This window comes from Mesorhizobium calcicola, assembly GCF_042682105.1.
Taxonomy (GTDB): domain Bacteria; phylum Pseudomonadota; class Alphaproteobacteria; order Rhizobiales; family Rhizobiaceae; genus Mesorhizobium; species Mesorhizobium calcicola.
Map to the genome: position 1 here is coordinate 19,484 of NZ_JBHUGY010000038.1, position 22,284 is coordinate 41,767.

The following is a 22,284-nucleotide window of genomic DNA, read 5'->3' on the forward strand; positions in this document are numbered from 1 at the left end:
AATCCGGTTGGTCGGTGCGCCGATAACCCATGCGGACGCCATGGGTTCCGATCTTTTTCGGCATGCGGTGGAACCGCGGGACCGACAATACGTTCGTGCGCGACAGGTCGCCGTCTTGAAACTGCAACGGAACTCTGCCTATCTAAGAGGCGTCACCTGCTTTTGGGGGTGATTTGGTTGTTCTTGCTGCGAAAGGAAATACACTGAGAACAGCACTGCGGAAGAAGGCCGATATCATGCCTTCGCCGGCCGGGATCAGCGTAAACGACGCCGTGTCCCGCGCCATCAAGACAGTCCTTGCCAGTCTGGAAGACTCCAAGGCCGAAAACATCGTCTCAATCGACATTCAGGGGAAATCGAGCCTCGGCGACTACATGGTCGTCGCGTCGGGCCGATCGCACCGTCATGTCTCGGCTGTCGCCGATCACCTGCTCAAGACGCTCAAGGATGCCGGCCTCGGCACCGCGCGCGTCGAGGGGCTGGCAGGCGCCGACTGGGTCCTGATCGATTCGGGCGACATCATCGTCCATGTCTTCCGTCCAGAAGTCCGCGAATTCTACAATCTCGAAAAGATGTGGCAGGCGCCGGATCTCGAGGAAGAAACCCTCCACTAAGTCGTTCACGCGGCTTATAGGGCGAGGATGAAGATATCAGTTCATGCCGTGGGCCGGATGAAAGCCGGCCCCGAGAAGCAGCTCGCCGACCGCTATTTCGAGCGCTTTGCCAAGAGCGGCCCGGCGGTGGGGCTCGAATTTGCCGGCGTGGCGGAAATCGCCGAAGGGCGCGCCCAGACCGCCAACGAGCGCCGGCGCGAGGAAGGCCAGAAGCTGCAGGGGCAGCTGCAGCCGGGCACGGCGCTGATCCTGCTCGACGAACGCGGCAAAAGCTTTTCCTCCGAAGACTTCGCCGGACGAATCGGCCTGCTGCGCGATGGCGGCCGCAAGGCGCTGGTCATTGCCATCGGCGGCGCCGACGGTCACGACCAGTCGCTGCGCGATCAAGCGGACCTGGTGATGTCATTCGGATTGCTGACCTGGCCGCACCAACTGGTGCGCGTGATGCTGGGGGAGCAGCTGTACCGGGCCGCGACCATCCTGTCCGGCCATCCCTATCATCGTTCTTAAACCGGTGAATGGCGCGTCCCGCACGGATTTCCGCCCCAATGCGTCGCCAGACTGCGCCAATTGGGGCTCTCGAACATGGTTTAGGGGGGCTTTCGAACATGGTTGATTGTTCGTTAACGAAGCCACGCATAGAGTCTGGCTTCAATGTCTGAAGACTGGAAATCAGGGACGAGCTCATGGCGCACGCGCTGCGGCATCGCGGCGGCGGTGGTCGTGCTGTCGCTGCATGCGGCGCGTGCCGAAAACACGCTCGACCTTGCTCCCGATCCCGACCAGAGCCGCGCCGAATACGAACAGGTCTCGAAGGAGATCACGCTGTCGTCCGAGCGCCTGGCCAAGCTCGCCGCCGACATAGCGACGATCAAGAAAGACCATGCCTCGATCACCGCCGCGCTGATCCAGTCGGCGATGACCGAGCAGAAGCTCGGCCAGGACATCGAGGACATCGGCGCCAGGCTGGAAGGGTTGAAAAGCCGGGAAGAGAAGATCCGCGCCTCGCTGGCGGCACGGCGCGACGTGCTGGCCGAAGTGCTGGGCGCGCTGCAGCGCATGGGGCTCAACCCGCCGCCGGCGATCCTGGTCAAGCCGGAGGACGCGCTGTCGTCGGTGCGCAGCGCCATCCTGCTCGGCGCCGTGGTGCCGGAACTGCGTCAGCAGACCGATAGCCTGCTGGCCGATCTCAAGGAGCAGTCCCGGGTCACGGCCTCGATCGAGGCCGAAAGAGCACGGCTGACGGCGGCGGTCGGCGACCAGACGGCGGAAAAGAAGCGGCTCGGCATGCTGTTGGAGGCCAAGCAGAAGCTGGAAGCCGATACGCAAACGCAAATGGCCGCTGAAAAGCAGCGGTCCGAGGCGCTGGCCGCCAAGGCCGGCAGCCTGAAGGAATTGATCGCGTCGCTCGAAGCCGACAAGAGCCGCAAGGCAGCCGATGCGGCCAAGGCCGCCGAGCAAAAGACGGCGGACAGCGACAAGACATCGACGCCGGCGGAGGCGCCGACAGAACTGGCGTCCCTACCCGTGCCGGAAGGCAATCGACTTGCCGCAGCGGCACCCTTTTCAGCACTGCAGGGGCAGATCGCACTGCCGGTGACCGGCCGCATCAAACGGCGATTCGGCGCCGATGACGGTAACGGCGCAGTGATGCTTGGCGACATGGTTGCGACACAATCGGGAGCCATCGTCACGGCGCCGGCGGATGGGAATGTGCTTTATGCGGGGCCGTTTCGCTCTTATGGTCAACTCTTGATCCTGAACGCAGGCGACGGGTATCATGTCGTTTTGGCGGGGATGAGCAGAATCAGCGTCGTGACCGGCCAGTCAGTGCTCGCAGGAGAGCCGGTCGGCGCGATGGGAGAGGCCCGGGTGGCGAGCACCTCGGTTTCGAAGAATGGAAATGCCACACCGGAACTCTATGTCGAGTTTCGCAAGGATGGAAAACCCGTCGATCCGGCCCCATGGTGGGCGGACCGTTTTTCTGGAAGGACGTGAAATGATGCGGAAACTGTCGCTTCTGTTTGCCGGTGCGCTGATGGGCGCGTCCGCCATGAGTCTTGTTTATGGCACACCCGGCTCGGCGGCGAACGCTGCAGGGTCGGAGACCTACAAGCAACTGGCCATTTTCGGCGATATCTTCGAGCGGGTGCGGGCACAATATGTGACGCCGCCCGACGACAAGTCGCTGGTCGAGAACGCCATCAACGGCATGCTTGCCTCGCTTGACCCGCACTCCTCCTACATGAACGCCGAGCAGGCGCAGGACATGCGCGTGCAGACCAAGGGCGAGTTCGGCGGCCTCGGCATCGAGGTCACCATGGAGAACGACCTGGTCAAGGTGATCACGCCGATCGACGACACGCCGGCCGCCAAGGCAGGCGTGCTTGCCGGTGACTATATCGCCAAGATCGACGGCGAGGAGGTTCGCGGCCTGACCCTCAACGACGCCGTCGAGAAGATGCGCGGCCTGGTCAACACCCCGATCAAGCTCACCATCCTGCGCCAGGGCGCCGACAAGCCGATCGAACTGACGGTCGTGCGCGACATCATCAAGGTCAAGGCGGTCAAGTTCCGGGTCGAGAACGACATCGGCTACATGAAGATCACCTCCTTCACCGAAAAGACCTATGACGACCTCGAGAACGCTATCGACACCATCAAGAAGCAGGTGCCGAACGACAAGCTGAAGGGCTATGTGCTCGATCTGCGCCTCAATCCGGGCGGTCTGCTCGACCAGGCGGTGAGCGTGTCCGACGCCTTCCTCAACCGCGGCGAGATCGTCTCGACGCGCGGCCGCGACCCGAAGGACGTCACCCGCTTCGATGCCAAGCCCAAGCAGGTCGACGACATCAACGGCAAGCCGATGATCGTGCTGGTCAACGGCGGCTCGGCCAGTGCGTCGGAAATCGTCGCCGGCGCGCTGCAGGATCTGCGCCGTGTCACGGTGGTCGGCACGCAGTCCTTCGGCAAGGGTTCGGTGCAGACCATCATCCCGCTCGGAGAGAATGGCGCGCTCCGGCTGACGACGGCGCTCTATTACACGCCGTCCGGCAAGTCGATCCAGGGCAAGGGCATCACGCCCGACATCAAGGTCGACCAGCCGCTGCCTCCGGAACTGCAGGGCAGGGACCTGACGCGCGGCGAATCCGACCTCAAGGGCCATATCAAGGGCGCCGACGAGAGCTCGACCGGTTCGGGCTCGGCGGCCTATGTGCCGCCGGATCCGAAGGACGATCTGCAGCTCATCTATGCCGAGCAGCTGCTGCGCGGCCAGAAGACCGATCCGGCTTTCCCGCCCAATCCGGAAAAGGCCGTTCTCAACCAGTAGGGTTGGGCCGACAACAGGTCTGGCCGCCTGATGGAAGCAATGCGATGCTGCCGGGACCGAAAGGTTCCGGCAGTTTGATTCGGGGGACGCGGCGCGTCGCGCTACAGCAGGGCGCCAACGTTGATGAATGTGCGCCTGTCTTTTTCGAAAGACCCCGTTTTCGAAAACCATGCGCCCGGGGATGCGGCTTGGCTGACATAGGCAAGGATATCGAACGCCCGCTCGGACAAACCGTCCGGTCGCCGCGCGCCGCTGGCAAGGTCAGCGCCAGTACGGTCGCGGCGCTGCTTGTCGTGATGGCGGTTGTCGGCGTCTCAGGTGCGATCGCGCTAAGGGAAAAGCCGTTCCGCAAGCCGCAAGAGGTCGCCGTGTCGACGCCGAAAGTGACGGCGGCGGCCGAGCCGGCCGCTGCGCCGGCCGCATTGGCCCCGGCCGCCGCACCCAAGCGGGAGGCGCCAGCCAAGGCGGGCGGACCGCAGATCATCCATGTGCAAACGGAAGAGGGCGATGGCCCGCCCAAGGCGGCGATCGTCATTCGCGACCCGTCGACCATGGGCCAGAATTTGAAGATCGCGCATATCCCCGACAAAGCGCTGATCGAAGCCAGCGAGACCGGGCCCTTGCCGGTCCGCGCCGCCGATGGCCGGCGGCCGTTCGATGTCTATGCGCGGCCCTGGTCGGGCGCGCGCGGCGCACGGGTGGCGATCGTCATCGGCGGGCTTGCGGTTTCGCAGACAGGTACCCAGGCGGCGATCGCCAAGCTGCCGGCGGAAGTGACGCTGGGCTTCGCGCCGCAAGGCAACAGCATCGGCCGCTGGATGCAGGCGGCGCGGCAGAGCGGCCACGAGATCGTCATGCAGGTGCCGCTCGAACCGTTCGACTATCCGAACATCAACCCCGGCCGCAACACGCTGACGGTGGCGGCCGGCGCTGATGAGAATCTGAAGAACCTGCACTGGGCCCTGTCGCGGACGACGAACTATACCGGCGTCATGAATTACATGGGCGCGCGCTTTTCCGCCGACGCGGCGGCGATGGAACCGTTCATGGCCGAGCTCGGCAGACGTGGGCTGGCCTACATCGATGACGGCTCGTCGGCGCGCAGCCTGGCACCGGACCTGGCGTTGAAGGACGGCGTGCCCTTTGTCTCGGGCGACACGGCGATCGATGCCGAGCAGGATCGTGGCGCCATCCTGAAGAAGCTCGACGGGCTGGAAGCCACCGCGCGCGCCAAAGGCTTTGCCGTCGGCATCGGCTCGGCCTTCGACCTGACGGTCGACACCGTGTCGTCCTGGGTGGTCGAGGCCAAGAAGCGCGGCATCGAGATCGTGCCGATTTCAGCAGTGGCGATCGATCCGCAAAAAGGGTAACGGGCAACTGACCGGATAGCGAATATTTCCATATCGCCTATCCAACAAAAAATAATGATTGGGTGCCTATTCCGGAATCAAAGTCACGGCGGGCAAGGCCTCCGAAGCAGGCGCCACCGCTTTTTTGCCCTCAACAGCTTTCGCTTTTGCGCCTGCGGAAGAATCTTTGTTCGTATCTGCGGAAGATCCTTTGCTCTCGCCGAGTGCTTCGTCAATTTTAGCTTCAATCGTTGGAGGCATACATAGCTGCAGATAGCCTCTAATGCGTTGGTATGACTCCGGCTCGGTATTGATGAGAGCTTTGTCAGCGATCGTCTGCCTTCGATATGCCTGCTGTAACTCTGACACTACATGAAGAACCGTTGATGAATGTCCAGAATACAAATAACTGTTCGTGAATGTGTCGGCATACTGACTGGTGAGGCCAAAGGCCTGCGCCACGATAGCCATCGCGACCTTTGCCGTAGGCGTGGCGGCCAAAATGGCGTTTACTACCAGACCAGTGCCTGAAATAGCGGACTTCAAACGGTCTCGTTCGTGATCTAGGGCGTATAGTTCTCTTAGATAAGCATCGCACTGCTCGTCTATAAAGTTAAATCCAACAATAGTCGTATCGTACCACGTATAGTCTGCATTTTTTCTTGAAGCTGTCGTCGCAAACGCATCCATTATGTCCTGTTCATTGATCAACGACGTATGAACAGTTTGGTACGGCATCAACGGGTCTGGGCCGTAGCGATATTTCCAACCATTCGCGCCTTCCAGGCCGGAACAACCTTGTAGAAATGATAACATTCCAATTGAAACGACGAGTTTTGTCAGCTTGATACGCATTTTTATCACCCCCCTTCGTGAAGGATGCCGCAAACATACAAGCAAGTCGAGTCTTGTTTCGACACTACTGTTCGGAACGACGTTCGACTAGGATTTTTGCGAACACTCGTTTAACGTGACGGCCACTTCTTGAAGCGGTCTTGCCAGTTGGAAGCATGTCGAAGAAAAAGCCTGTAGACCGCGAAACGCTGCCCTATCGTCCCTGTGTCGGGCTGATGATCCTCAACGCCGCGGGCCTGGTCTGGGTCGGGCATCGCATTGCCGAGCCGGACAGCGAATTTGCCGGCACGACCCAGCTCTGGCAGATGCCGCAAGGCGGCATCGACAAGGGCGAGGAGCCGCTGCAGGCGGCCGAGCGTGAGCTCTATGAAGAGACCGGCATGCGCAGCGTCTCGCTGCTGGCCGAAGCGCCGGACTGGATCAACTATGATTTGCCGGACCACCTCGTCGGCGTTGCCTTCAAGGGGCGGTATCGCGGCCAGACGCAGAAATGGTTCGCCTACCGCTTCCACGGCGATGTCGGCGAGATCCAGATCAATCCGCCGCCGGGCGGCCATAGCGCCGAATTCGACAAATGGGCATGGCGGCCGATGCAGGATCTCCCGGGCCTGATCGTGCCGTTCAAGCGCCATGTTTATGAGGACGTGGTGGCGGCGTTCCGGCATCTGGTGGAGTAGGGAGTAGGGAGTAGGGAGTAGGGATTGAATGTTCTGCTGCAATATGTGCCAATTCCTACTGCCTACTGCCTACTGCCTACTGCCTACTGCCTACTGCCTAACTCATCCGCTGCAAGAAGGGTCGCCATGAACGACAGCTCCAGGAGGTCGCTGCCCGAAGACATCGCCGCCACGAGCGAAGCGGTGGCTGGCGCCATCCTCACCATCGACCTTGGCGCGATCCGTGAAAACTATCGGCGGCTGAAAGCGCAACTGGGCGGTGTTGGCTGTGCCGGCGTGGTCAAGGCCGATGGCTACGGCCTCGGCGCGAGCCAGGTGGCGACGGCGCTGCTGCGCGAAGGCTGCGATATCTTCTTCGTCGCGCTTCTGGGCGAAGGCATCGCCTTGCGCCGCTCGCTTGGTCCGGGGTCCGCCATTTTCGTGCTGAACGGCATTCCGCCCGGTGCCGAGCCGGACGCCGTGGCGGCAAATCTTTGTGCCGTCGTCAACAGCCCGGAACAACTGGCAGCCTGGCGTGCGGCGGCCCGCCGCGCCGGCCGAAAACTGCCGGCGGCAATCCAGGTCGACAGCGGCATGTCGCGGCTTGGCATGGCGCCCCAGGATGTCGAGCGCATCGCCGCCGATCCCGGCGCCTTCGACGGTATCGACGTCCGTTTCGCGATGAGCCATCTGGCCTGCGCCGACGAGCCGGACCATCCGGCCAATGAGCGGCAGCGGCTGGCGTTCGAGCGGCTGCGCGCACTGTTGCCGAAGGCGCCGGCCTCGCTCACCAATTCGTCCGGCATCTTTCTTGGGCAGCGCTTTCACTATGATCTCGCCCGGCCCGGTGCCGCGCTTTACGGTATCAATCCGACACCGGCCAGGCCAAACCCGGTGCTGCCGGTGGTGCGGCTGCAGGCCAAGGTCGTCCAGACACGCATGCTGGAAGCCGGAGTTGGTGTCGGCTATGGCCACACGGTCCGCACCACGTCTCCTCTCACGGCTGCGACGATTTCGCTCGGCTATGCCGATGGCTGGCATCGCCGCGCGGCGTCCGCGGCCTGGTTCGAGGGCGTGCGGTTGCCCTTCCTTGGGCGGGTGTCGATGGATTCGATCATTCTCGACATTTCCGCTTTGCCACCCGGCAGCCTGGGTGAGGGCGATCTCGTCGAGCTGCTCGGCCCCTCGCAAAGCGTCGACGACGCTGCAGGCCATGCCGGCACCATCGGCTACGAGATCCTGACCAGCCTCGGCCATCGCTTTCATCGGCGATACGTCAATGGCTAGCCCCTTGGCGGGCGCTTCAAAATCCGGCAGACAGAAGCAGGCCCGGTTTGGGCGACGCCGTGGAGTGGTGGGCAATGAAAATCATGGTGCTGGGCAGTGGCGTCATCGGGGTGACCACGGCGTATTATCTCGCCGAAGCCGGCCACGAGGTGACGGTGCTCGACCGCCAGAAAGGCCCGGCGCTGGAAACCAGCTTCGCCAATGCCGGCGAGATTTCGCCCGGCTATGCCTCGCCCTGGGCTGGGCCCGGCATTCCGCTGAAAGCGATCAAATGGCTGCTGATGAAGCATGGCCCGCTGGTCGTGCGGCCGGCCTTCGACCCGCATATGTGGACATGGCTGATCAAGATGCTGCGCAATTGCACGGCCGAGCGCTATGCGATCAACAAGGCGCGCATGGTGCCGCTGGCCGAGTACAGCCGTGACACGCTGAAGGCGCTGCGCGAAGCGACCGGCATCGCCTATGACGAGCGCACCCAAGGCACGCTGCAGCTGTTCCGCACGCAAAAGCAGCTCGACGGCACCGGCGGCGATGTCGAGGTGTTGAAGAAATATGATGTGCCCTACGAGATCCTCGATCAGGACGGCTGCATCACGGCGGAGCCGGGCCTGGCTGGCGTGCGCGAAAAGTTCGTCGGCGGCCTCAGGCTGCCGCGCGACGAGACCGGCGACTGCAAGATGTTCACCGACAGGCTGGCCGAGCTGTGCGTGGCCCGTGGCGTCAAATTCGAATACGACGTGACGATCTGGCGTGTCCTGCGCAGCCGCAACCGCATCGCCAATCTCAGCACCAGCAAGGGCTGGAAGGCGGCAGAGGCCTATGTCATGGCGATGGGCAGCTATTCGGCGGCGTTCATGCGCCGGGTGAAGCGGCCGATCCCGGTTTATCCGGTCAAGGGCTACTCGATCACCGTGCCGATCCAGGATGCCGCCGTGGCGCCGGTGTCGACGGTGATGGACGAAACCTACAAGGTGGCGATCACCCGGCTCGGGAACCGCATCCGGGTCGGCGGCACGGCCGAGATTTCCGGCTTCGACCTCAGGCTGCACGAATCGCGGCGCCGCACGCTGGAACACTCGGTCGGCGATCTCTTTCCGGGCGCCGGCGCCATGCGGGACGCGACGTTCTGGTGCGGATTGCGGCCGATGACGCCGGACGGTCCACCGCTGATCGGCCGTACCGAGCTTTCCAATCTCTATCTCAACACCGGGCACGGCACGCTGGGCTGGACCATGGCCTGCGGCTCGGCCAAGGTGCTGGCCGACATCATCTCCAGCCGGGTGCCGGACATCGATGTCCGCGCCCTCGCGCAGGAGCGCTATCTGCGATAGGGCCGCTTTCGGGCGACACGCAGGTGGTTGACATTCAAGCTCAAGCCGGCGGAATACCAACACACCTCAGAACGCCTGCCTGACCCAATCCTCGTCGAACAGCAGCCGATAGGCCCACGGGATCGTCACATTGGAGGCGACCGGGTTGGAGTGGGCGAGATAGTCGTCATAAATCGCCTTCATCCTGGTGTAGAAGGCCGGGTCCAGCACCATCATACCGTTCTCCGAGTCATGGAAGAAACTGCGGTTGTTGAGATTGACCGACGAGATGGCGACCAGCCTTTCATCGATCATCATGATCTTGGAATGCAGCACGACATCGGGCGCCTTGAACTCGCGGATGTCGATGCGGTCGCCATATTTCTCGACGAACAGCTTGTTGAGCGCGGTGAGGAACCTGCCGCCAATATCGCCCTTGAGATCGATGCGGCCGACAATGTCGATCCTGACGCCGCGGGCGAGCGCCCGGTCGAAGGCCTGGGCGAGCTTCGGCGTCAGGTTGAGGTAGGGATTGACGATCTGGATATGATGCTGGGCGGCGTCGACCAGCTCGACGAAATAGTCCTCCAGCGCATGGCCATCCGCGTAGGGCACGGAGATGAAGTGCCGCGCCGTGCCTGTCGGGCGCCGCCCGTCGGAGCGGACCGGGATGGAGAACGGCCGCGCCAAATTGGTGTCGGCGTCGCGCAACCACACGGTCGATAGATGCGCGGCGAGCGTCTCGACCGTGGCCGGGTCGGCGAACTCGATGTCGAAGTCGCTCCAGTTCGAATAGTAGTTCAGCGAGAAGCCGTCGGTCTTGCCGTATTGTTCCAGATCCGGATAGCGCGACAGATCGATCGGCTGGTGGAACAGGAAGCCGTCATGGATGTTGCGGCCGCCGATGATGACGCGCGAGCGCCCGGGATCCTCAGCCAGCGTCGCCAGCATCTTGATGTGGTGGGTCTTGTGCAATTGTGAGATCTGCTCGTCGATCGGCGCGCCCCGATCGGCTCGCCAGCGATATTCCTGCAGCTCGATATTGGGGAATTCGGCCGCCAGCCGGTGCAGCAGCACATCGTCCTTGTCGCGCTCCAGCACGTCGGTGACCATGATGCGCACCTTGGTGCCGAGCGCGGCATGGTGGCGGATCAGTCGTTCGATGATGCGGCCGGAAAAATCCGCCTTGAACTCGAGCGACGACAGATAGATCAGCTTCAGCCTTGGCGCCCTCGAGAAGTCGAGCGGCAGCTCCGGGTCGCCCTTGTCGATGGCGCTGTCGGACAACGGCGCTCCCATCAGCGCCTCGACCTTGGCGTTGAAGCCGTCGCGTGATTTGCGCAGCAGGCGCGGCTTTCCGATCGGCAAGGCGCAGGTCTGCGACAGCCAGCGGCTGGCGTAGAAGGCGCGGCTGAGCGGGTCGAGGCTGGTGGGGTCGGGCGTCGGGCAACGCTGGTAGTGGCTGTCGACCGCCACGAGCGCCGGGTCGGCGGTCTCCTCGCGCCGGATGGTGAGCGGCGCGCCGGCCGGGACAAGGCTGGAGCGGATTCTTGCACTGCAGCGGTTCAGGCTGTCACTCGGGAACAGGCTGACCGTGTCGTCCTCGCCCGACAGGCGAAAGCGGAATGCCGTCCCCGCGGCGATGGTGCGTGAACCGCCGCCGTCGCGGAGCGCCAACGCGCCGTCGCATGAGCCCTCGATGTCGGCCGGCTGCTTGCCCGCCTGGCGCAGCACGATCTCGATGCTGCGCGCCTGCAGGCCGGAAAAGTCGAATGTCTTGGGCGCCGAAGGCCGCGCCGCCGCATCGATGTAGAGCGTTTGCCGCGACACCCGCCAGCGTCCCTCGAAATGGCCATCGCCGCTGCCGGCGCCGGCCGGCGGCAGATGGGTTTCGGCAACCGGCCCGGCCAGTTGCCGCAACGTCCGGTAGGTCGCCTGGAAATCGCTGTTGCGGATTTCATAGCGGTCATGACCGAAAGGGCCGGTGCCGTTGGCCCGGTCGATGGCGCCGAGCTGCTGGTGGGCGAGCAGCGCCAGGAACCGCTTTTCGTAGTCGCCTGTGCCGGCGTCGCCAAAAAATTGCGCGGCGGCGACGTGCGGCCCAGGCGTGCCGGCTGACAGCGAGGGCCGAGCGCAGGCCTCTTGACCCTGCAAGAGGTCGCAGGCATTGCCAAGCGAGCCGGCGCAGCCGGCAAGGACAATGAGCGTCAGCCCGAACAGGGCCATGATGACGGATGCGCGGCCTTTCACCCGGTCGCCCCGGCCTTCAGGACGCTCAGTTGTGCCGGGTCGCGCGGCGGCATGAAGCCCTGCGGGAACACCTTGCAGACCGGGATGGCGAAAGTGGCGATCAGCAGCTCCGCCTTGCCGCGCATTTTGCGGGGTGCTGTCTTGTCGTCGCGTATCGCCTTCGCCGAGGCGATGAGGGCGCCATCGCAGTCGCAATGATTATGCCGGGCGATGTAGCAGGCGTCATGCGTCCGGCAGGCCGCGTCGAGGCGGTCGACCGGCCGCGCCGACAGATCGCCGGTGCGGGTGCCGGGGCCGCAATAATTGCCGAAGACGAAAGGCGAAGGACGCGCCATGGCGTAGCGTATCGGCTTGGGCAGTTCAGCCTCCGGCACCTTGGTCCACGGATTGGCGCATGCGGAAAGGAAGAGCAGCGGCAGGATGGCAAGAACGGCTCGCATGTCTATCCGCGCCAGCTTTCTGAACGATTTCCCACCCGGCGACCTGCCCATGGTCGGCGCTGCACGCCTGATGACACACTCGCCGGTTTTGTGGCAAGGAAAAGGCGGCGTGGCTGATCCGCCTGAGTTATTGCCGTGTCGGCACAACCTGCCTGGAAGGCACCAGCGATGCGCATGTGCCTTCTCATCATGACTGTTGGATTTGTGTCCTGCGTCTCGGCGGCCGACGCCGCCGACAAGACGATCCATGACCAGGACAACGGGTTTTCGCTGAGCTTTCCCCAGGAATGGATCAACGAGCCGGCTTCCGGCGAGGGGCTGCGGCTGGCCATAAAATCCGGCAGCCTTACCTGCATGGTATCGACCTCGCTCTACAACCCATTCGCACCGGGCTCACCGTCCGATCCGCGAGAGTTCATCGAGGACTGGTCTATGGACAACTGGAAGGCAATGATAGGCACCTCATTCAGCACCGCCGATTTCAGCAACGACAAGCTTGCAAGGTTTCCCGACGGCTACCCTGTCCGCCTTGCCGATGTGGATTTCACGGTTCGCGACAACAATGTCAGCCTGCACGGCCATTCCAGGTTTGCGTTTTCACTGCGAGGCGCTCGCTACGGCTATGTCAACTGCTCGGTGATGGGCGAGAGCATCGAACAGGTGGCACAGATGTGGGCGCCGCTGGCGGACAAGGCTGAGCGTATGGTGAATTCGTTCGTTCTCGATGGGTTTTGACAGGACATCTACAGGAAGAGGCTTCTCTCCCGCTCCACCGCCTTGGTGATGAAGCCGGCGACGATCTGGACGCGGCGCAGTGGCCGGACCGATTCGTGATAGACCAGCCAGTAGGCGCGGCGGATGGGCGCCACCACATCGACCGGCACCAGTTCCGGCATCGAGCGGGCGACGAAGGTGTGCAGGATGCCGATGCCGGCGCCAGAGCGTACCGCTTCGGCCTGACCGAGCGCCGAGGAGATGGCGAAGCTGGTGCGCCAGTCCGGGCTGAATTCGGCCGCGTAGTCGAGCGAGGGGCTGACGATGAGGTCCGGCACATAGCCGATCAGGGTGTGCTGGCCGAGCTCGGCGGCGGTCTGGGGCAAGCCATGCGCTTGCACATAGGCGCGCGAGGCAAACAGGCCGAGCGAATAGTCGACCAGCTTTCCCGCCACCAGTCGGCCTTCGGTCGGCCGCTCGACGGTGATGGCGATGTCCGCCTCGCGGCGCGACAAGGAGAACGAGCGCGGCACCGGCACCAGCTGGATCGTCAATTCGCGGTGCAGCGCCGTCAGTGCGCCGAGACGCTTGGCCAGGAAGGCGACGCCAAACCCGTCCGGCGCGCCGATGCGCACCGTGCCGGAGACGTCGTCGCCCTCGCCGGCAACGGTCGAACGCGCGGCGATCATGTCGCCCTCCATACGCTCGGCAATGTCGAGAAAGCGCTCGCCGGCCGGCGTCAGTTCGCTGCCGGTGGTCAGCCGGCGAAACAGCTTCGTGCGCAGTGCATCCTCGAGTGCGGCGATGCGGCGCGAGACCGTGGCATGGTTGAGCTCCAGCCGCCTGGCCGCGCCAAGGATCTGGCCGGCCCGCGCCACGGCCAGGAAAATGCGGACGTCATCCCAGTTCATGGGGGTGGCCCATAGGTTTAGCGTTAGGCGCCGTGTTCCCGCCCACCCCCCCCTGTCCTGCCGGACATCTCCCCCGCACGGGGGGAGATGTCCAGCTCTGCCGCCGGCGCCCCCCTTGCGGCGCTGAAGATTTGCGACGATCGCGGCGACATCTGATCTCCCCCCCTGCGGGGGAGATGGCCGGCAGGCCAGAGGGGGGTGGGAAGGAATGCAATCTTTCAATCCTTGGGACGATCGAAGTACCCGGATATTTGCGGCAATTAATGCACAGTCGGCTTCCGCTGTCTATTTTCCGCACAACGGTTGCGTTCTCACTCGCGTTGCCATCCGCCGGCCAAAGGCGGACAATGCGCCATCAACAAACCCAGGGAGAGAAATTATGATCGACTACGGTCATTTCATCGGCGGCAAGCGTGTCGCCGGGACCAGCGGCCGCAAGCAGGATGTCATGCAGCCGATGGACGGTTCCGTGCGCGGCACGGTGGCGCTGGCTTCGCAGGCGGAACTGCGCGCGGCTGTCGAGAATGCCAAGGCGGCACAGCCCAAATGGGCGGCAACCAATCCGCAGCGCCGCGTGCGCGTGCTGATGAAGTTCCTCGAACTCGTCGCCCGCGACTATGACGAGCTGGCCGATATCCTGGCGCGCGAGCACGGCAAGACGATCGCCGACGCCAAGGGCGACATCCAGCGCGGCCTTGAGGTGGTCGAGGTCTGCATCGGCGCGCCGCATATGATGAAGGGCGAATTCACCGACGGCGCCGGCCCCGGCATCGACGTCTATTCAATGCGCCAGCCGCTCGGCGTCGTTGCCGGCATCACGCCGTTCAACTTCCCGGCGATGATCCCGCTGTGGAAGATCGCCCCGGCCATCGCCTGCGGCAACGCCTTCATCCTGAAGCCGTCGGAGCGTGATCCGGGCGTGCCGATGCGCATCGCCGAACTGTTCATCGAAGCCGGCCTGCCTGCCGGCATCCTCAACGTCGTCAATGGCGACAAGGATGTGGTCGATGCCATCCTCGACGATCCCGACATCAAGGCCATCGGCTTTGTCGGCTCGACGCCGATCGCCCATTACATCTATTCGCGCGGCACCGCCGCTGGCAAGCGGGTGCAGTGCTTCGGCGGCGCCAAGAACCACATGATCATCATGCCCGATGCCGACATGGACCAGACCGTCGACGCGCTGATCGGCGCCGGCTACGGCTCGGCCGGCGAGCGCTGCATGGCGATCTCGGTGGCCGTCCCGGTCGGCAACGACACCGCCAACCGGCTGATGGAAAAGCTGATCCCGCGCGTCGAGAGCCTGAAGGTCGGCCCGTCGACGGATTCCTCCGCCGATTTCGGTCCGCTGGTGACGGCGCAGGCGCTGGAGCGGGTCAAGGGCTATGTCGACACCGGCGTCAAGGAAGGCGCCAAGCTGGTCGTCGACGGCCGCGGCTTTTCCATGCAGGGCTACGAGGACGGCTACTACATGGGTGGCTGCCTGTTCGACAACGTCACCGCGGACATGCGCATCTACAAGGAAGAGATCTTCGGGCCGGTGCTCTCGGTGGTGCGGGCACCGACCTATGAGAGCGCGATCAAGCTCGCCAACGACCACGAGATGGGCAATGGCGTCGCCATCTTCACCCGTGACGGTGACGCGGCGCGCGACTTCGCCTCGCGGGTCCAGGTCGGCATGGTCGGCGTCAATGTGCCGATCCCGGTGCCGATCGCCTACTACACCTTCGGCGGCTGGAAGGCGTCCTCCTTCGGCGACCTCAACCAGCATGGCCCGGATGCGTTCCGCTTCTACACCAAGACCAAGACGGTCACCTCGCGCTGGCCGTCCGGCATCAAGGACGGCGCCGAGTTCGTCATCCCGACGATGAACTAGCCGGACGGTTCCTTGTTTTGCGCGTCCTCGCCTTGGGCTGCGGGCGCGCGGGCAGGCATCAAGGACGGCGCGGAGTTCGTCATCCCGACGATGAACTAGCCGAACAATCGGAAACAAAGAACGGGCGCCCACGAGCGCCCGTTTGCATTCGGTGCCACTGGTGATGCCGAGGCCGTGGATGCTGCTTGTTTTCGGATCGGGACCTCACCATATCGAATCCAGGGAACGCGATAAAAGTTCCCAGACGACAGACCGGAAACCAGAAGGAGTGACGTGATGAAGACGTCGGACCCGGCCTGGAACGCTCCGGTGTATTGAGGCTGCCCCGTGTGCCTCCCTTGCTGGAACGTGAAGGCGAAGGAGGTGCCATATGGCACACAAATTTTCGTTTCGATGGATCAGGATAGCTGCGATCGGCGCCGCGCTGGCGCTGTCGACGCTGTCGGCACAGGCGCAAATCATCTGCGGCGGCCACAGCGATATTGTCGCGGGACTGGCACAGGCCTTCCAACAAAAGCAGATCGGCTACGGCGTGGTCGGGCAAGCTGCCATTGTCGAGGTCTATGTCTCGGCAAGTGGGACATGGACCATGCTGGTAACCGACGTGCAGGGCCGAAGCTGCATCTTCGCGACCGGTGACGGATGGGAGAATACCGTTCCCGTCACCGCAACGGCGCAAGGGATCTGAGCGGCCCGATCAGCGGGTAGCGGCCACCTCGGCGTGGCCACGCAGCAGCGCCATCAGCCGCTTGGCATCCTTGGCCGCGGCCTCCTCGTCGCCGTCCAGGATCGAGCGGATCAGCGCGACATGGTGCTCGGCCGATTCCGCAAGTCCAGTGTCGGCCTTGTAGCGGAACCAGAAGCGGCGGCTGTGGGTCTGCAGAGGGGCTGCCAGCCGAGCGGCGAACGGATTGTCGGCGGCCAGCGCCAGCGCTTCGTCGAGCGCCTTGTCGGCCTGGATGAAGGCAAGCACATTGCCCGCGATCACCGCCTTCTGCATGGCAAGGGCTGCTTCGTGAAACATGTCGGCGGCCTCGCGGGTAACGAAGCGGGCGGCCGAGCGGGCCAGCACCACCTCGACGCCGCGGCGTGCGTCCAGCACGCGCAGCCAGTCGCCGGGGTGCAGGGGCGCGATCGCGATGCCGGCGCGCGGCCGCACATCGAGCAGCCCCTCCCAGGCCAGCCGCTGGATCGCCTCGCGCACCGGCGTGCGGCCAAGCGCCAGCCTTTCGATCAGGGCGCCCTCGGTGACGAAGCTTGCCGGCGCCAGCTCGAGTGTGACGATCTTGTGCTCGAGCACGCGGTAGGCTTTTGCCGCGGCCGGTTCGGATGCGATGCCTGCTTCCATGGATATCAAAGGCGATCTCCTGATATATTTTAGATATATCATAGCGGAATCCGCATTGACAGCGATTTTGATCTCAAATATATCACTGATATATCAGATGGAGAGACCGCTATGTGGACCGGAGTTTTCCCCGCCGTTACGACCAAATTCACCACGGACGACCGCCTCGACCATGCCGAGATGGAGCGCTGCTTTGGCCTGCAGATGGAGGCCGGCTGCGACGGCATCATCGTCTGTGGATCGCTCGGCGAAGGACCGATGCTGTCGCCGGATGAAAAGATCGAGGTGCTGAAGACCGCGCAGAAGGTCGCCGGCAAGAAGCCGGTGCTGCTGACGGTCAACGAAGCCGGCACCCGCGAGGCCGCCAGCATTGCACGCCGCGCCGCCAAGGAAGGCGCCGACGGGCTGATGGTGGTGCCGAGCCCGATCTATCACACCAATGCGGAAGAGACGGTCGCGGCGCTGCGCGCCGTCGCAGAGGCCGGCGACCTGCCGGTCATGATCTACTCCAACCGGCTTGCCTACCGCGTCGACGTCACCGTCGACCAGATGGAGGAGTTGGCGTCGGACAAGCGCTTTGTCGCCATCAAGGAATCCTCCGACGACATCCGCCGCTCGACCGAGATCATCAATCGCCTCGGCAACCGCTATGACCTGTTCACCGGCGTCGACAATCTCGCCTTCGAGGCGCTGTCGGTCGGCGCCATCGGCTGGGTCGCCGGACTGGTCACCGCGTTTCCGCGCGAGACCGTCGCCATCTACCAGCTGATGAAGCAGGGCCGCCGCGAAGAGGCGCTCGCCATCTACCGCTGGTTCCGGCCGCTGCTCGATCTCGACGTCTCGACCTATCTGGTGCAGAACATCAAGCTTGCCGAGGTTTTTGCGATCAACACCAACGACCGCGTGCGCATGCCGCGCCAGCCGCTGTCGGGCGAGCGCCGCAAGGCGGTTGAAAAGATCGTCAAGGACGCGCTCGCGGTGCGGCCGGCATTGCCGCAGTTCTAAAGGGTGGCAATGTCGAGGGGGCTGGCTGCGAGCCAGGCGAAGGCCGGACATGCAACGCGGCGCGCAGCAATGAAATGGCACGGCCATGAATAGCGATGCTGCAATGGACATCGCCATCGTCGGTGGCGGCATCATCGGCATCTGCGCCGCCGCCTGTCTTGCCGAGGCGGGGCGCAACGTCACGGTCTTCGATCGCACCGGCATTTGCGAGGAAACGAGTTCCGGCAATGCCGCCGCCTTTGCCTTTTCCGACGTGCTGCCGATGGCGCACAAGGGCATGATCCGGCAGCTGCCGAAATGGCTGGCCGACCCGCTCGGCCCGCTCAGCATTCCACCCGCCTATCTGCCGAAGCTTCTGCCCTGGCTGATCCGCTTCTGGCGCGCCGGCGCGCCGGAAAAATACGAAGCGGGCCTCGTCGCCCAGGCCGGCATGATGAAGCTCGCCGAAGCCGAATGGATGGCGCTGCTCGATCATTCCGGCACGAGGGGCATGCTGCGCGAGGACGGTTCGCTCGAACTCTATGAGAGCGAGGCCGAGTTCCGCGCCTCGCTGCCCGGCTGGGCGGCGCGCCAGCGTTTCGGCATCGGCTTTCGCCATGTCGAGGGCGAGGAACTGGCGCGTTTGCAGCCGGGCCTGTCACCGCGCTTCGTCAAGGGCACCTTCGTGCCGGGGTGGAAGACGGTCGCCGATCCGAAACTGCTCGGCAAGGCGGTGTGGATCTACGCGCAGACCAAGGGGGCACGCTTTGAAAGGGCCCGGATCGAGCGCGTCGCGGCGGATCAGGATGGCGCGACATTGACGCTGGCCGACGGCACGACCAGGCAAGCCCGACACCTTGTCGTTGCCGCCGGCGCCTGGTCGCATCTCCTGGCGAGGCAGCTCGGCGATCGGATTCCGCTGGAGGCCGAGCGCGGCTACAATACGACGCTGCCGAAGGCTGCCTTCGACGTGAAGCGGCAGCTGGTCTTCTCCGGTCATGGCTTCGTCATCACGCCGCTCGAAACGGGCCTGCGCGTCGGCGGCGCCGTCGAACTCGGCGGCATCGAGCGGCCGCCCAACTATGCGCGATCGAAGGCACTGCTGCAGAAGGCACAAAAATTCCTGCCGGGGCTCGATGCGGCCGGCGGGCGCGAATGGATGGGGTTTCGTCCCTCGCTGCCGGATTCACTGCCCGTCATAGGCCGCGCGCCAGGAAGCCGGGCGGTGGTCTATGCCTTCGGCCATGGCCATCTCGGCCTGACCCAGGCGGCAGCCACCGGACGGTTGATCAGGGACCTCGTCCTGGGGCAGACTCCGCCGATCGATCTGGCCCCGTTCAGTCCGCAACGGTTTTGATTTTCGGGTTTTTCGAGGAGCGTCATGGCCAAGAAATCCTTCTTCTGCATAGACGGCCACACCTGCGGCAATCCGGTGCGGCTGGTCGCCGGCGGCGGCCCGCTGCTGCAGGGGTCGACGATGATGGAGCGGCGCGCGCACTTCCTCGCCGAATATGACTGGATCCGCACCGGGCTGATGTTCGAGCCGCGCGGCCATGATGTGATGTCCGGTTCGATCCTCTATCCGCCCACGCGCGAGGATTGCGACATCGCTATCCTGTTCATCGAAACCTCCGGCTGCCTGCCGATGTGCGGCCATGGCACCATCGGCACGGTGACGATGGCGATCGAGCACGGGCTGATCAAGCCGAAGACGCCGGGCGTGCTCAGGCTCGACACGCCGGCCGGCCTGGTCATCGCCGAGTACAAACAGGTCGGCGACTATGTCGAAGAGGTGCGCATCACCAACGTGCCGTCCTTCCTCCATGCCGAGGGCTTGACGGTCGAATGCCCGCAGCTCGGCGAGATCACCGTCGATGTCGCCTATGGCGGCAATTTCTACGCCATCGTCGAGCCACAGAAGAACTATCGCGACATGGCCGACCATTCGGCCGGCGACTTCATCGCCTGGAGCCCGGTGGTGCGGCAGCGTCTCAACGAAAAGTATTCCTTCGTGCATCCGGAGAACCCGGGCATCAACCGGCTGTCGCACATGCTGTGGACCGGCAAGCCGACGGTGGAAGGCGCGGATGCCCGCAACGCCGTCTTCTATGGCGACAAGGCGATCGACCGCTCACCGTGCGGCACCGGCACCTCGGCGCGCATGGCGCAGCTTCATGCCAAGGGCAAACTCAAGGCCGGCGACAGCTTCGTCCATGAATCGATCATCGGTTCGCTGTTCAAGGGCAAGGTCGAAAAGGACGTCACCGTCGCCGGCAAACCGGCCATCATTCCCTCGGTCGGCGGCTGGGCGCGGATGACCGGATTGAACACCATCTTCATCGACGACCGCGATCCGTTCGCGCATGGCTTTGTCGTCAAGTGATACCAACAGGCTTAGGGGTGTGTTGAGATTCAGGTCAGGCCGTGTCGAAAACGGTGGGTTCCGAGAACCGGAGCGGAGCGTACTTTGCGTACGCGAGCACCGGAAGCGCAGGAAGCTTCCGTTTGCAGGCCGGCATCACCTGAATGTCAACATACCCTAATGCGTGTCGCCCAGAAGTGGCCGCGGTTTTGGGAGACCGACATGCAAGGGCCTAAAGCCGATCATCCGCCCCGGCTTCGACCGAGACCTCCCGGCGAAACCAGTCGGCGAAGGTAAGCGCGGCGGCCGAGGCATCCACCGACATCGTCAGGAAGTAGCCTTTGTCGCGGTTGGTTGCGAGCTGTGACAACACAATCAGATCGCCCCGCCTCAGTTCGTCGCGAAAAACGTCGACGGGACAAAGCGCGACGCCGTGGCCGGCGATGACCGCCGTCGCAAGAATGTTGAAATCAGCGAAGACGGGTCCGTTGCCGACGTCGACGTCGGGCAGTCCGGCCTCGGAGAACCACTCGCGCCATCCGTGACGGTTCTCGTCATGCAGCAGGTCCGCGCCAGCGATTCCGGCGGCTGTTCGCAGATGGTCCTTGCCGGCGAAGTAATGGGGGCTGCACACCGGCCGGTTCAGGCGTGAAAACAGCTTGAGACTGGTGACGCCGGGAGAGGGATCCGCCCCAAGCGTGATCAGCACATCGTTGTCACCATCGCCGAGCCTTTCTTCGGCCCGGGCATAAGCCACACGCATGCCGATATCGGGGTGGCTGGCGGTGAAGTCCGGCATGCGGGGCACCAGCCAACGGCTGGCTATGGACGGTATGCAGCCGACGGATACGGTCGCCACGGCCGCATTGCGCCTGATACGCCGGCACGTGGCGCCGAGTTCGCCAAGTGCTCCGCTCGCCGAGGCCTGGAGGACAAGCCCGGCATCCGTCAGCCGTACCTTGCGCGCATCCCGGTGGAAGAGCGGCACGCCCAACCACTCCTCCAGTCGCCTTATCTGGTGACTGATGGCCGGGTGAGTGACGTGCAGCTCCTCGCCGGCAGCGGAGAAACTGAGATGACGCGCAGCGGCCTCGAAAGCACGGACAGCGTTCAGCGGGATATGGTCCATATGTAAAATTTACTAACATATGAGGTGAGAATCAATCATTTGAAGGCGTGCATGTCTTGCGGCATTTCTGCAGTCCAACTTCGGGACTTCATCTGAAGACTCCGGGGTTTTGACGATACGCAGGGAAAACGATCATGTTCACCAGACAATTGGCTGATGTAGAAAAATCTGACTTCTTCGTGGATTGGGGCAATGGCACCAGCCACCGCCTGCTGACACAAAAGGACGGCATGGGGTTCACCGTCTGCCATACCGTTGTGCGTGCAGGCAGTGCATCACGCCTCCACTATCGGCGGCATTTCGAGGCCTGCTACTGCATCGCCGGCGCCGGCGAGGTCGAAGACATGTCCGGTGAAGTGCATCGCATCGAGCCGGGCACGATCTATGTGCTCGATGAACATGACGATCATTATCTGCGTGCCGATGCCGCCGGCGACATGATCCTGGTCAGCGTCTTCAATCCTCCCCTTGACGGCACCGAGCGGCATGTCCTGACCGAGAATGGCGGATCTGCCTACTGAGCCCGAGGAGCCATCATTGCCTCGATTGCCGGCCGGGCGCGGATGACCGGTTTGAACACGATCTTCATCGACGACCGCGATCCGTTCGCGCATGGTTTTGTCGTCAAGTAACGGAATCCTGACCCTACGGAAAAAACGGACCGTGTCAGCAGCGCAACGATTCTTCCAATCACCTAATTTTGACGGCGATTTCTTCGAAACGGGGCGCATGATGAGGTGGAATCGTCAAAGACATTGCGTTATGCCAATGGTAGGGTCCGCGATAGTCCAGGGGCCGGATGGGAAAAAACGGGCAATCGGACGGCGTGCCGGCAAAACACGCATGGCGATTGAAAAATGACGTTGCA

Annotated in this window: 21 protein-coding genes and 1 pseudogene; 16 read left to right on the forward strand and 6 right to left on the reverse strand. The window is 63.6% G+C overall.

The window, feature by feature from the left end; genetic code table 11:
* The first annotated feature begins 236 nt into the window (after positions 1-236).
* From rsfS to ACFSQT_RS25245, 5 genes are all read left to right on the forward strand, one after another.
* Positions 237-614, forward strand: a complete 378-nt coding sequence (rsfS, locus tag ACFSQT_RS25225) for a ribosome silencing factor (protein WP_379023244.1) — start codon at positions 237-239, stop codon at positions 612-614.
* Positions 615-641: 27 nt separating this feature from the next.
* Complete coding sequence (gene rlmH, locus ACFSQT_RS25230; RefSeq protein ID WP_379023246.1) at positions 642-1,124, forward strand: 23S rRNA (pseudouridine(1915)-N(3))-methyltransferase RlmH; 483 nt, start codon at positions 642-644, stop codon at positions 1,122-1,124.
* Positions 1,125-1,268: 144 nt separating this feature from the next.
* Positions 1,269-2,612: a murein hydrolase activator EnvC family protein gene (locus ACFSQT_RS25235; RefSeq protein ID WP_379023248.1), complete on the forward strand. Its 1,344-nt coding sequence runs from the start codon at positions 1,269-1,271 to the stop codon at positions 2,610-2,612.
* Position 2,613: 1 nt separating this feature from the next.
* Entirely contained in the window at positions 2,614-3,945 is a 1,332-nt protein-coding gene (locus ACFSQT_RS25240; protein ID WP_167365099.1) for a S41 family peptidase, read from the forward strand.
* A 188-nt stretch (positions 3,946-4,133) separates the two neighbouring features.
* Positions 4,134-5,315, forward strand: coding sequence for a divergent polysaccharide deacetylase family protein (locus tag ACFSQT_RS25245; RefSeq protein ID WP_379023250.1), 1,182 nt, complete (start codon positions 4,134-4,136; stop codon positions 5,313-5,315).
* A gap of 66 nt (positions 5,316-5,381) precedes the next feature.
* Here ACFSQT_RS25245 and ACFSQT_RS25250 read toward each other — a convergent pair whose 3' ends face one another.
* Positions 5,382-6,149, reverse strand: coding sequence for a hypothetical protein (locus ACFSQT_RS25250; RefSeq protein ID WP_379023252.1), 768 nt, complete (start codon positions 6,147-6,149; stop codon positions 5,382-5,384).
* A 155-nt stretch (positions 6,150-6,304) separates the two neighbouring features.
* Between ACFSQT_RS25250 and ACFSQT_RS25255 the strand changes: the two genes are divergently transcribed.
* The 3 genes from ACFSQT_RS25255 (at position 6,305) to ACFSQT_RS25265 (ending at position 9,423) form a co-directional block, all read left to right on the forward strand.
* Positions 6,305-6,826: an RNA pyrophosphohydrolase gene (locus ACFSQT_RS25255; protein ID WP_379023254.1), complete on the forward strand. Its 522-nt coding sequence runs from the start codon at positions 6,305-6,307 to the stop codon at positions 6,824-6,826.
* A gap of 126 nt (positions 6,827-6,952) precedes the next feature.
* Complete coding sequence (gene alr / locus ACFSQT_RS25260; RefSeq protein WP_379023256.1) at positions 6,953-8,092, forward strand: alanine racemase; 1,140 nt, start codon at positions 6,953-6,955, stop codon at positions 8,090-8,092.
* A gap of 74 nt (positions 8,093-8,166) precedes the next feature.
* Entirely contained in the window at positions 8,167-9,423 is a 1,257-nt protein-coding gene (locus ACFSQT_RS25265; RefSeq protein WP_379023258.1) for a D-amino acid dehydrogenase, read from the forward strand.
* Between the two features lie 66 nt (positions 9,424-9,489).
* Here ACFSQT_RS25265 and ACFSQT_RS25270 read toward each other — a convergent pair whose 3' ends face one another.
* Complete coding sequence (locus tag ACFSQT_RS25270) at positions 9,490-11,628, reverse strand: phospholipase D-like domain-containing protein (RefSeq protein ID WP_379023453.1); 2,139 nt, start codon at positions 11,626-11,628, stop codon at positions 9,490-9,492.
* A 20-nt stretch (positions 11,629-11,648) separates the two neighbouring features.
* Positions 11,649-12,092, reverse strand: coding sequence for a hypothetical protein (locus tag ACFSQT_RS25275; protein WP_379023260.1), 444 nt, complete (start codon positions 12,090-12,092; stop codon positions 11,649-11,651).
* 168 nt (positions 12,093-12,260) lie between these two features.
* Between ACFSQT_RS25275 and ACFSQT_RS25280 the strand changes: the two genes are divergently transcribed.
* Positions 12,261-12,827, forward strand: a complete 567-nt coding sequence (locus ACFSQT_RS25280) for a hypothetical protein (protein WP_379023262.1) — start codon at positions 12,261-12,263, stop codon at positions 12,825-12,827.
* 8 nt (positions 12,828-12,835) lie between these two features.
* On the opposite strand, the gene ACFSQT_RS25285 is transcribed toward ACFSQT_RS25280, so the two are convergent.
* A complete protein-coding gene (locus ACFSQT_RS25285) occupies positions 12,836-13,717 on the reverse strand; it encodes a LysR family transcriptional regulator (protein ID WP_379023264.1) in 882 nt (293 codons plus the stop codon).
* Between the two features lie 379 nt (positions 13,718-14,096).
* Between ACFSQT_RS25285 and ACFSQT_RS25290 the strand changes: the two genes are divergently transcribed.
* Both ACFSQT_RS25290 and ACFSQT_RS25295 read left to right on the forward strand, forming a co-directional pair.
* Complete coding sequence (locus ACFSQT_RS25290) at positions 14,097-15,593, forward strand: CoA-acylating methylmalonate-semialdehyde dehydrogenase (RefSeq protein WP_379023266.1); 1,497 nt, start codon at positions 14,097-14,099, stop codon at positions 15,591-15,593.
* A 370-nt stretch (positions 15,594-15,963) separates the two neighbouring features.
* Positions 15,964-16,281, forward strand: coding sequence for a hypothetical protein (locus tag ACFSQT_RS25295; protein ID WP_379023268.1), 318 nt, complete (start codon positions 15,964-15,966; stop codon positions 16,279-16,281).
* Between the two features lie 9 nt (positions 16,282-16,290).
* On the opposite strand, the gene ACFSQT_RS25300 is transcribed toward ACFSQT_RS25295, so the two are convergent.
* Complete coding sequence (locus tag ACFSQT_RS25300) at positions 16,291-16,983, reverse strand: GntR family transcriptional regulator (RefSeq protein WP_379023270.1); 693 nt, start codon at positions 16,981-16,983, stop codon at positions 16,291-16,293.
* Between the two features lie 69 nt (positions 16,984-17,052).
* On the opposite strand from ACFSQT_RS25300, the gene ACFSQT_RS25305 reads away from it, so the two are divergent.
* The 3 genes from ACFSQT_RS25305 (at position 17,053) to ACFSQT_RS25315 (ending at position 20,308) form a co-directional block, all read left to right on the forward strand.
* A complete protein-coding gene (locus tag ACFSQT_RS25305; protein WP_379023272.1) occupies positions 17,053-17,946 on the forward strand; it encodes a dihydrodipicolinate synthase family protein in 894 nt (297 codons plus the stop codon).
* Positions 17,947-18,031: 85 nt separating this feature from the next.
* The gene (locus tag ACFSQT_RS25310; RefSeq protein ID WP_379023274.1) at positions 18,032-19,282 is read left to right on the forward strand and encodes an NAD(P)/FAD-dependent oxidoreductase; all 1,251 of its coding nucleotides are present in this window, start codon (positions 18,032-18,034) and stop codon (positions 19,280-19,282) included.
* 24 nt (positions 19,283-19,306) lie between these two features.
* Positions 19,307-20,308 carry a 4-hydroxyproline epimerase gene (locus tag ACFSQT_RS25315; RefSeq protein WP_379023276.1) on the forward strand — a complete coding sequence of 334 codons (1,002 nt, stop codon included), beginning with the start codon at positions 19,307-19,309 and terminating at the stop codon, positions 20,306-20,308.
* 211 nt (positions 20,309-20,519) lie between these two features.
* Here ACFSQT_RS25315 and ACFSQT_RS25320 read toward each other — a convergent pair whose 3' ends face one another.
* Complete coding sequence (locus ACFSQT_RS25320) at positions 20,520-21,416, reverse strand: LysR substrate-binding domain-containing protein (protein WP_379023278.1); 897 nt, start codon at positions 21,414-21,416, stop codon at positions 20,520-20,522.
* A 134-nt stretch (positions 21,417-21,550) separates the two neighbouring features.
* On the opposite strand from ACFSQT_RS25320, the gene ACFSQT_RS25325 reads away from it, so the two are divergent.
* Positions 21,551-21,937 carry an ectoine synthase gene (locus ACFSQT_RS25325; protein WP_379023280.1) on the forward strand — a complete coding sequence of 129 codons (387 nt, stop codon included), beginning with the start codon at positions 21,551-21,553 and terminating at the stop codon, positions 21,935-21,937.
* A 3-nt stretch (positions 21,938-21,940) separates the two neighbouring features.
* Positions 21,941-22,048, forward strand: a pseudogene (locus ACFSQT_RS25330) (proline racemase family protein); the annotation flags it as partial.
* Between the last annotated feature and the right edge of the window lie 236 nt (positions 22,049-22,284).

Coding starts and splice junctions, on each gene's coding strand:
- ACFSQT_RS25315 (WP_379023276.1), top strand. CDS start 19,307: ATGGCCAAGAAATCCTTCTTCTGCATAGACGGCCACACCTGCGGCAAT.
- ACFSQT_RS25250 (WP_379023252.1), bottom strand. CDS start 6,149: ATGCGTATCAAGCTGACAAAACTCGTCGTTTCAATTGGAATGTTATCA.
- ACFSQT_RS25290 (WP_379023266.1), top strand. CDS start 14,097: ATGATCGACTACGGTCATTTCATCGGCGGCAAGCGTGTCGCCGGGACC.
- ACFSQT_RS25240 (WP_167365099.1), top strand. CDS start 2,614: ATGATGCGGAAACTGTCGCTTCTGTTTGCCGGTGCGCTGATGGGCGCG.
- rsfS (WP_379023244.1), top strand. CDS start 237: ATGCCTTCGCCGGCCGGGATCAGCGTAAACGACGCCGTGTCCCGCGCC.
- ACFSQT_RS25295 (WP_379023268.1), top strand. CDS start 15,964: ATGGCACACAAATTTTCGTTTCGATGGATCAGGATAGCTGCGATCGGC.
- alr (WP_379023256.1), top strand. CDS start 6,953: ATGAACGACAGCTCCAGGAGGTCGCTGCCCGAAGACATCGCCGCCACG.
- ACFSQT_RS25255 (WP_379023254.1), top strand. CDS start 6,305: ATGTCGAAGAAAAAGCCTGTAGACCGCGAAACGCTGCCCTATCGTCCC.
- ACFSQT_RS25320 (WP_379023278.1), bottom strand. CDS start 21,416: ATGGACCATATCCCGCTGAACGCTGTCCGTGCTTTCGAGGCCGCTGCG.
- ACFSQT_RS25265 (WP_379023258.1), top strand. CDS start 8,167: ATGAAAATCATGGTGCTGGGCAGTGGCGTCATCGGGGTGACCACGGCG.
- ACFSQT_RS25235 (WP_379023248.1), top strand. CDS start 1,269: ATGTCTGAAGACTGGAAATCAGGGACGAGCTCATGGCGCACGCGCTGC.
- ACFSQT_RS25305 (WP_379023272.1), top strand. CDS start 17,053: ATGTGGACCGGAGTTTTCCCCGCCGTTACGACCAAATTCACCACGGAC.
- ACFSQT_RS25285 (WP_379023264.1), bottom strand. CDS start 13,717: ATGAACTGGGATGACGTCCGCATTTTCCTGGCCGTGGCGCGGGCCGGC.
- ACFSQT_RS25300 (WP_379023270.1), bottom strand. CDS start 16,983: ATGATATATCTAAAATATATCAGGAGATCGCCTTTGATATCCATGGAA.
- rlmH (WP_379023246.1), top strand. CDS start 642: ATGAAGATATCAGTTCATGCCGTGGGCCGGATGAAAGCCGGCCCCGAG.
- ACFSQT_RS25310 (WP_379023274.1), top strand. CDS start 18,032: ATGAATAGCGATGCTGCAATGGACATCGCCATCGTCGGTGGCGGCATC.
- ACFSQT_RS25325 (WP_379023280.1), top strand. CDS start 21,551: ATGTTCACCAGACAATTGGCTGATGTAGAAAAATCTGACTTCTTCGTG.
- ACFSQT_RS25270 (WP_379023453.1), bottom strand. CDS start 11,628: ATGGCCCTGTTCGGGCTGACGCTCATTGTCCTTGCCGGCTGCGCCGGC.
- ACFSQT_RS25280 (WP_379023262.1), top strand. CDS start 12,261: ATGCGCATGTGCCTTCTCATCATGACTGTTGGATTTGTGTCCTGCGTC.
- ACFSQT_RS25275 (WP_379023260.1), bottom strand. CDS start 12,092: ATGCGAGCCGTTCTTGCCATCCTGCCGCTGCTCTTCCTTTCCGCATGC.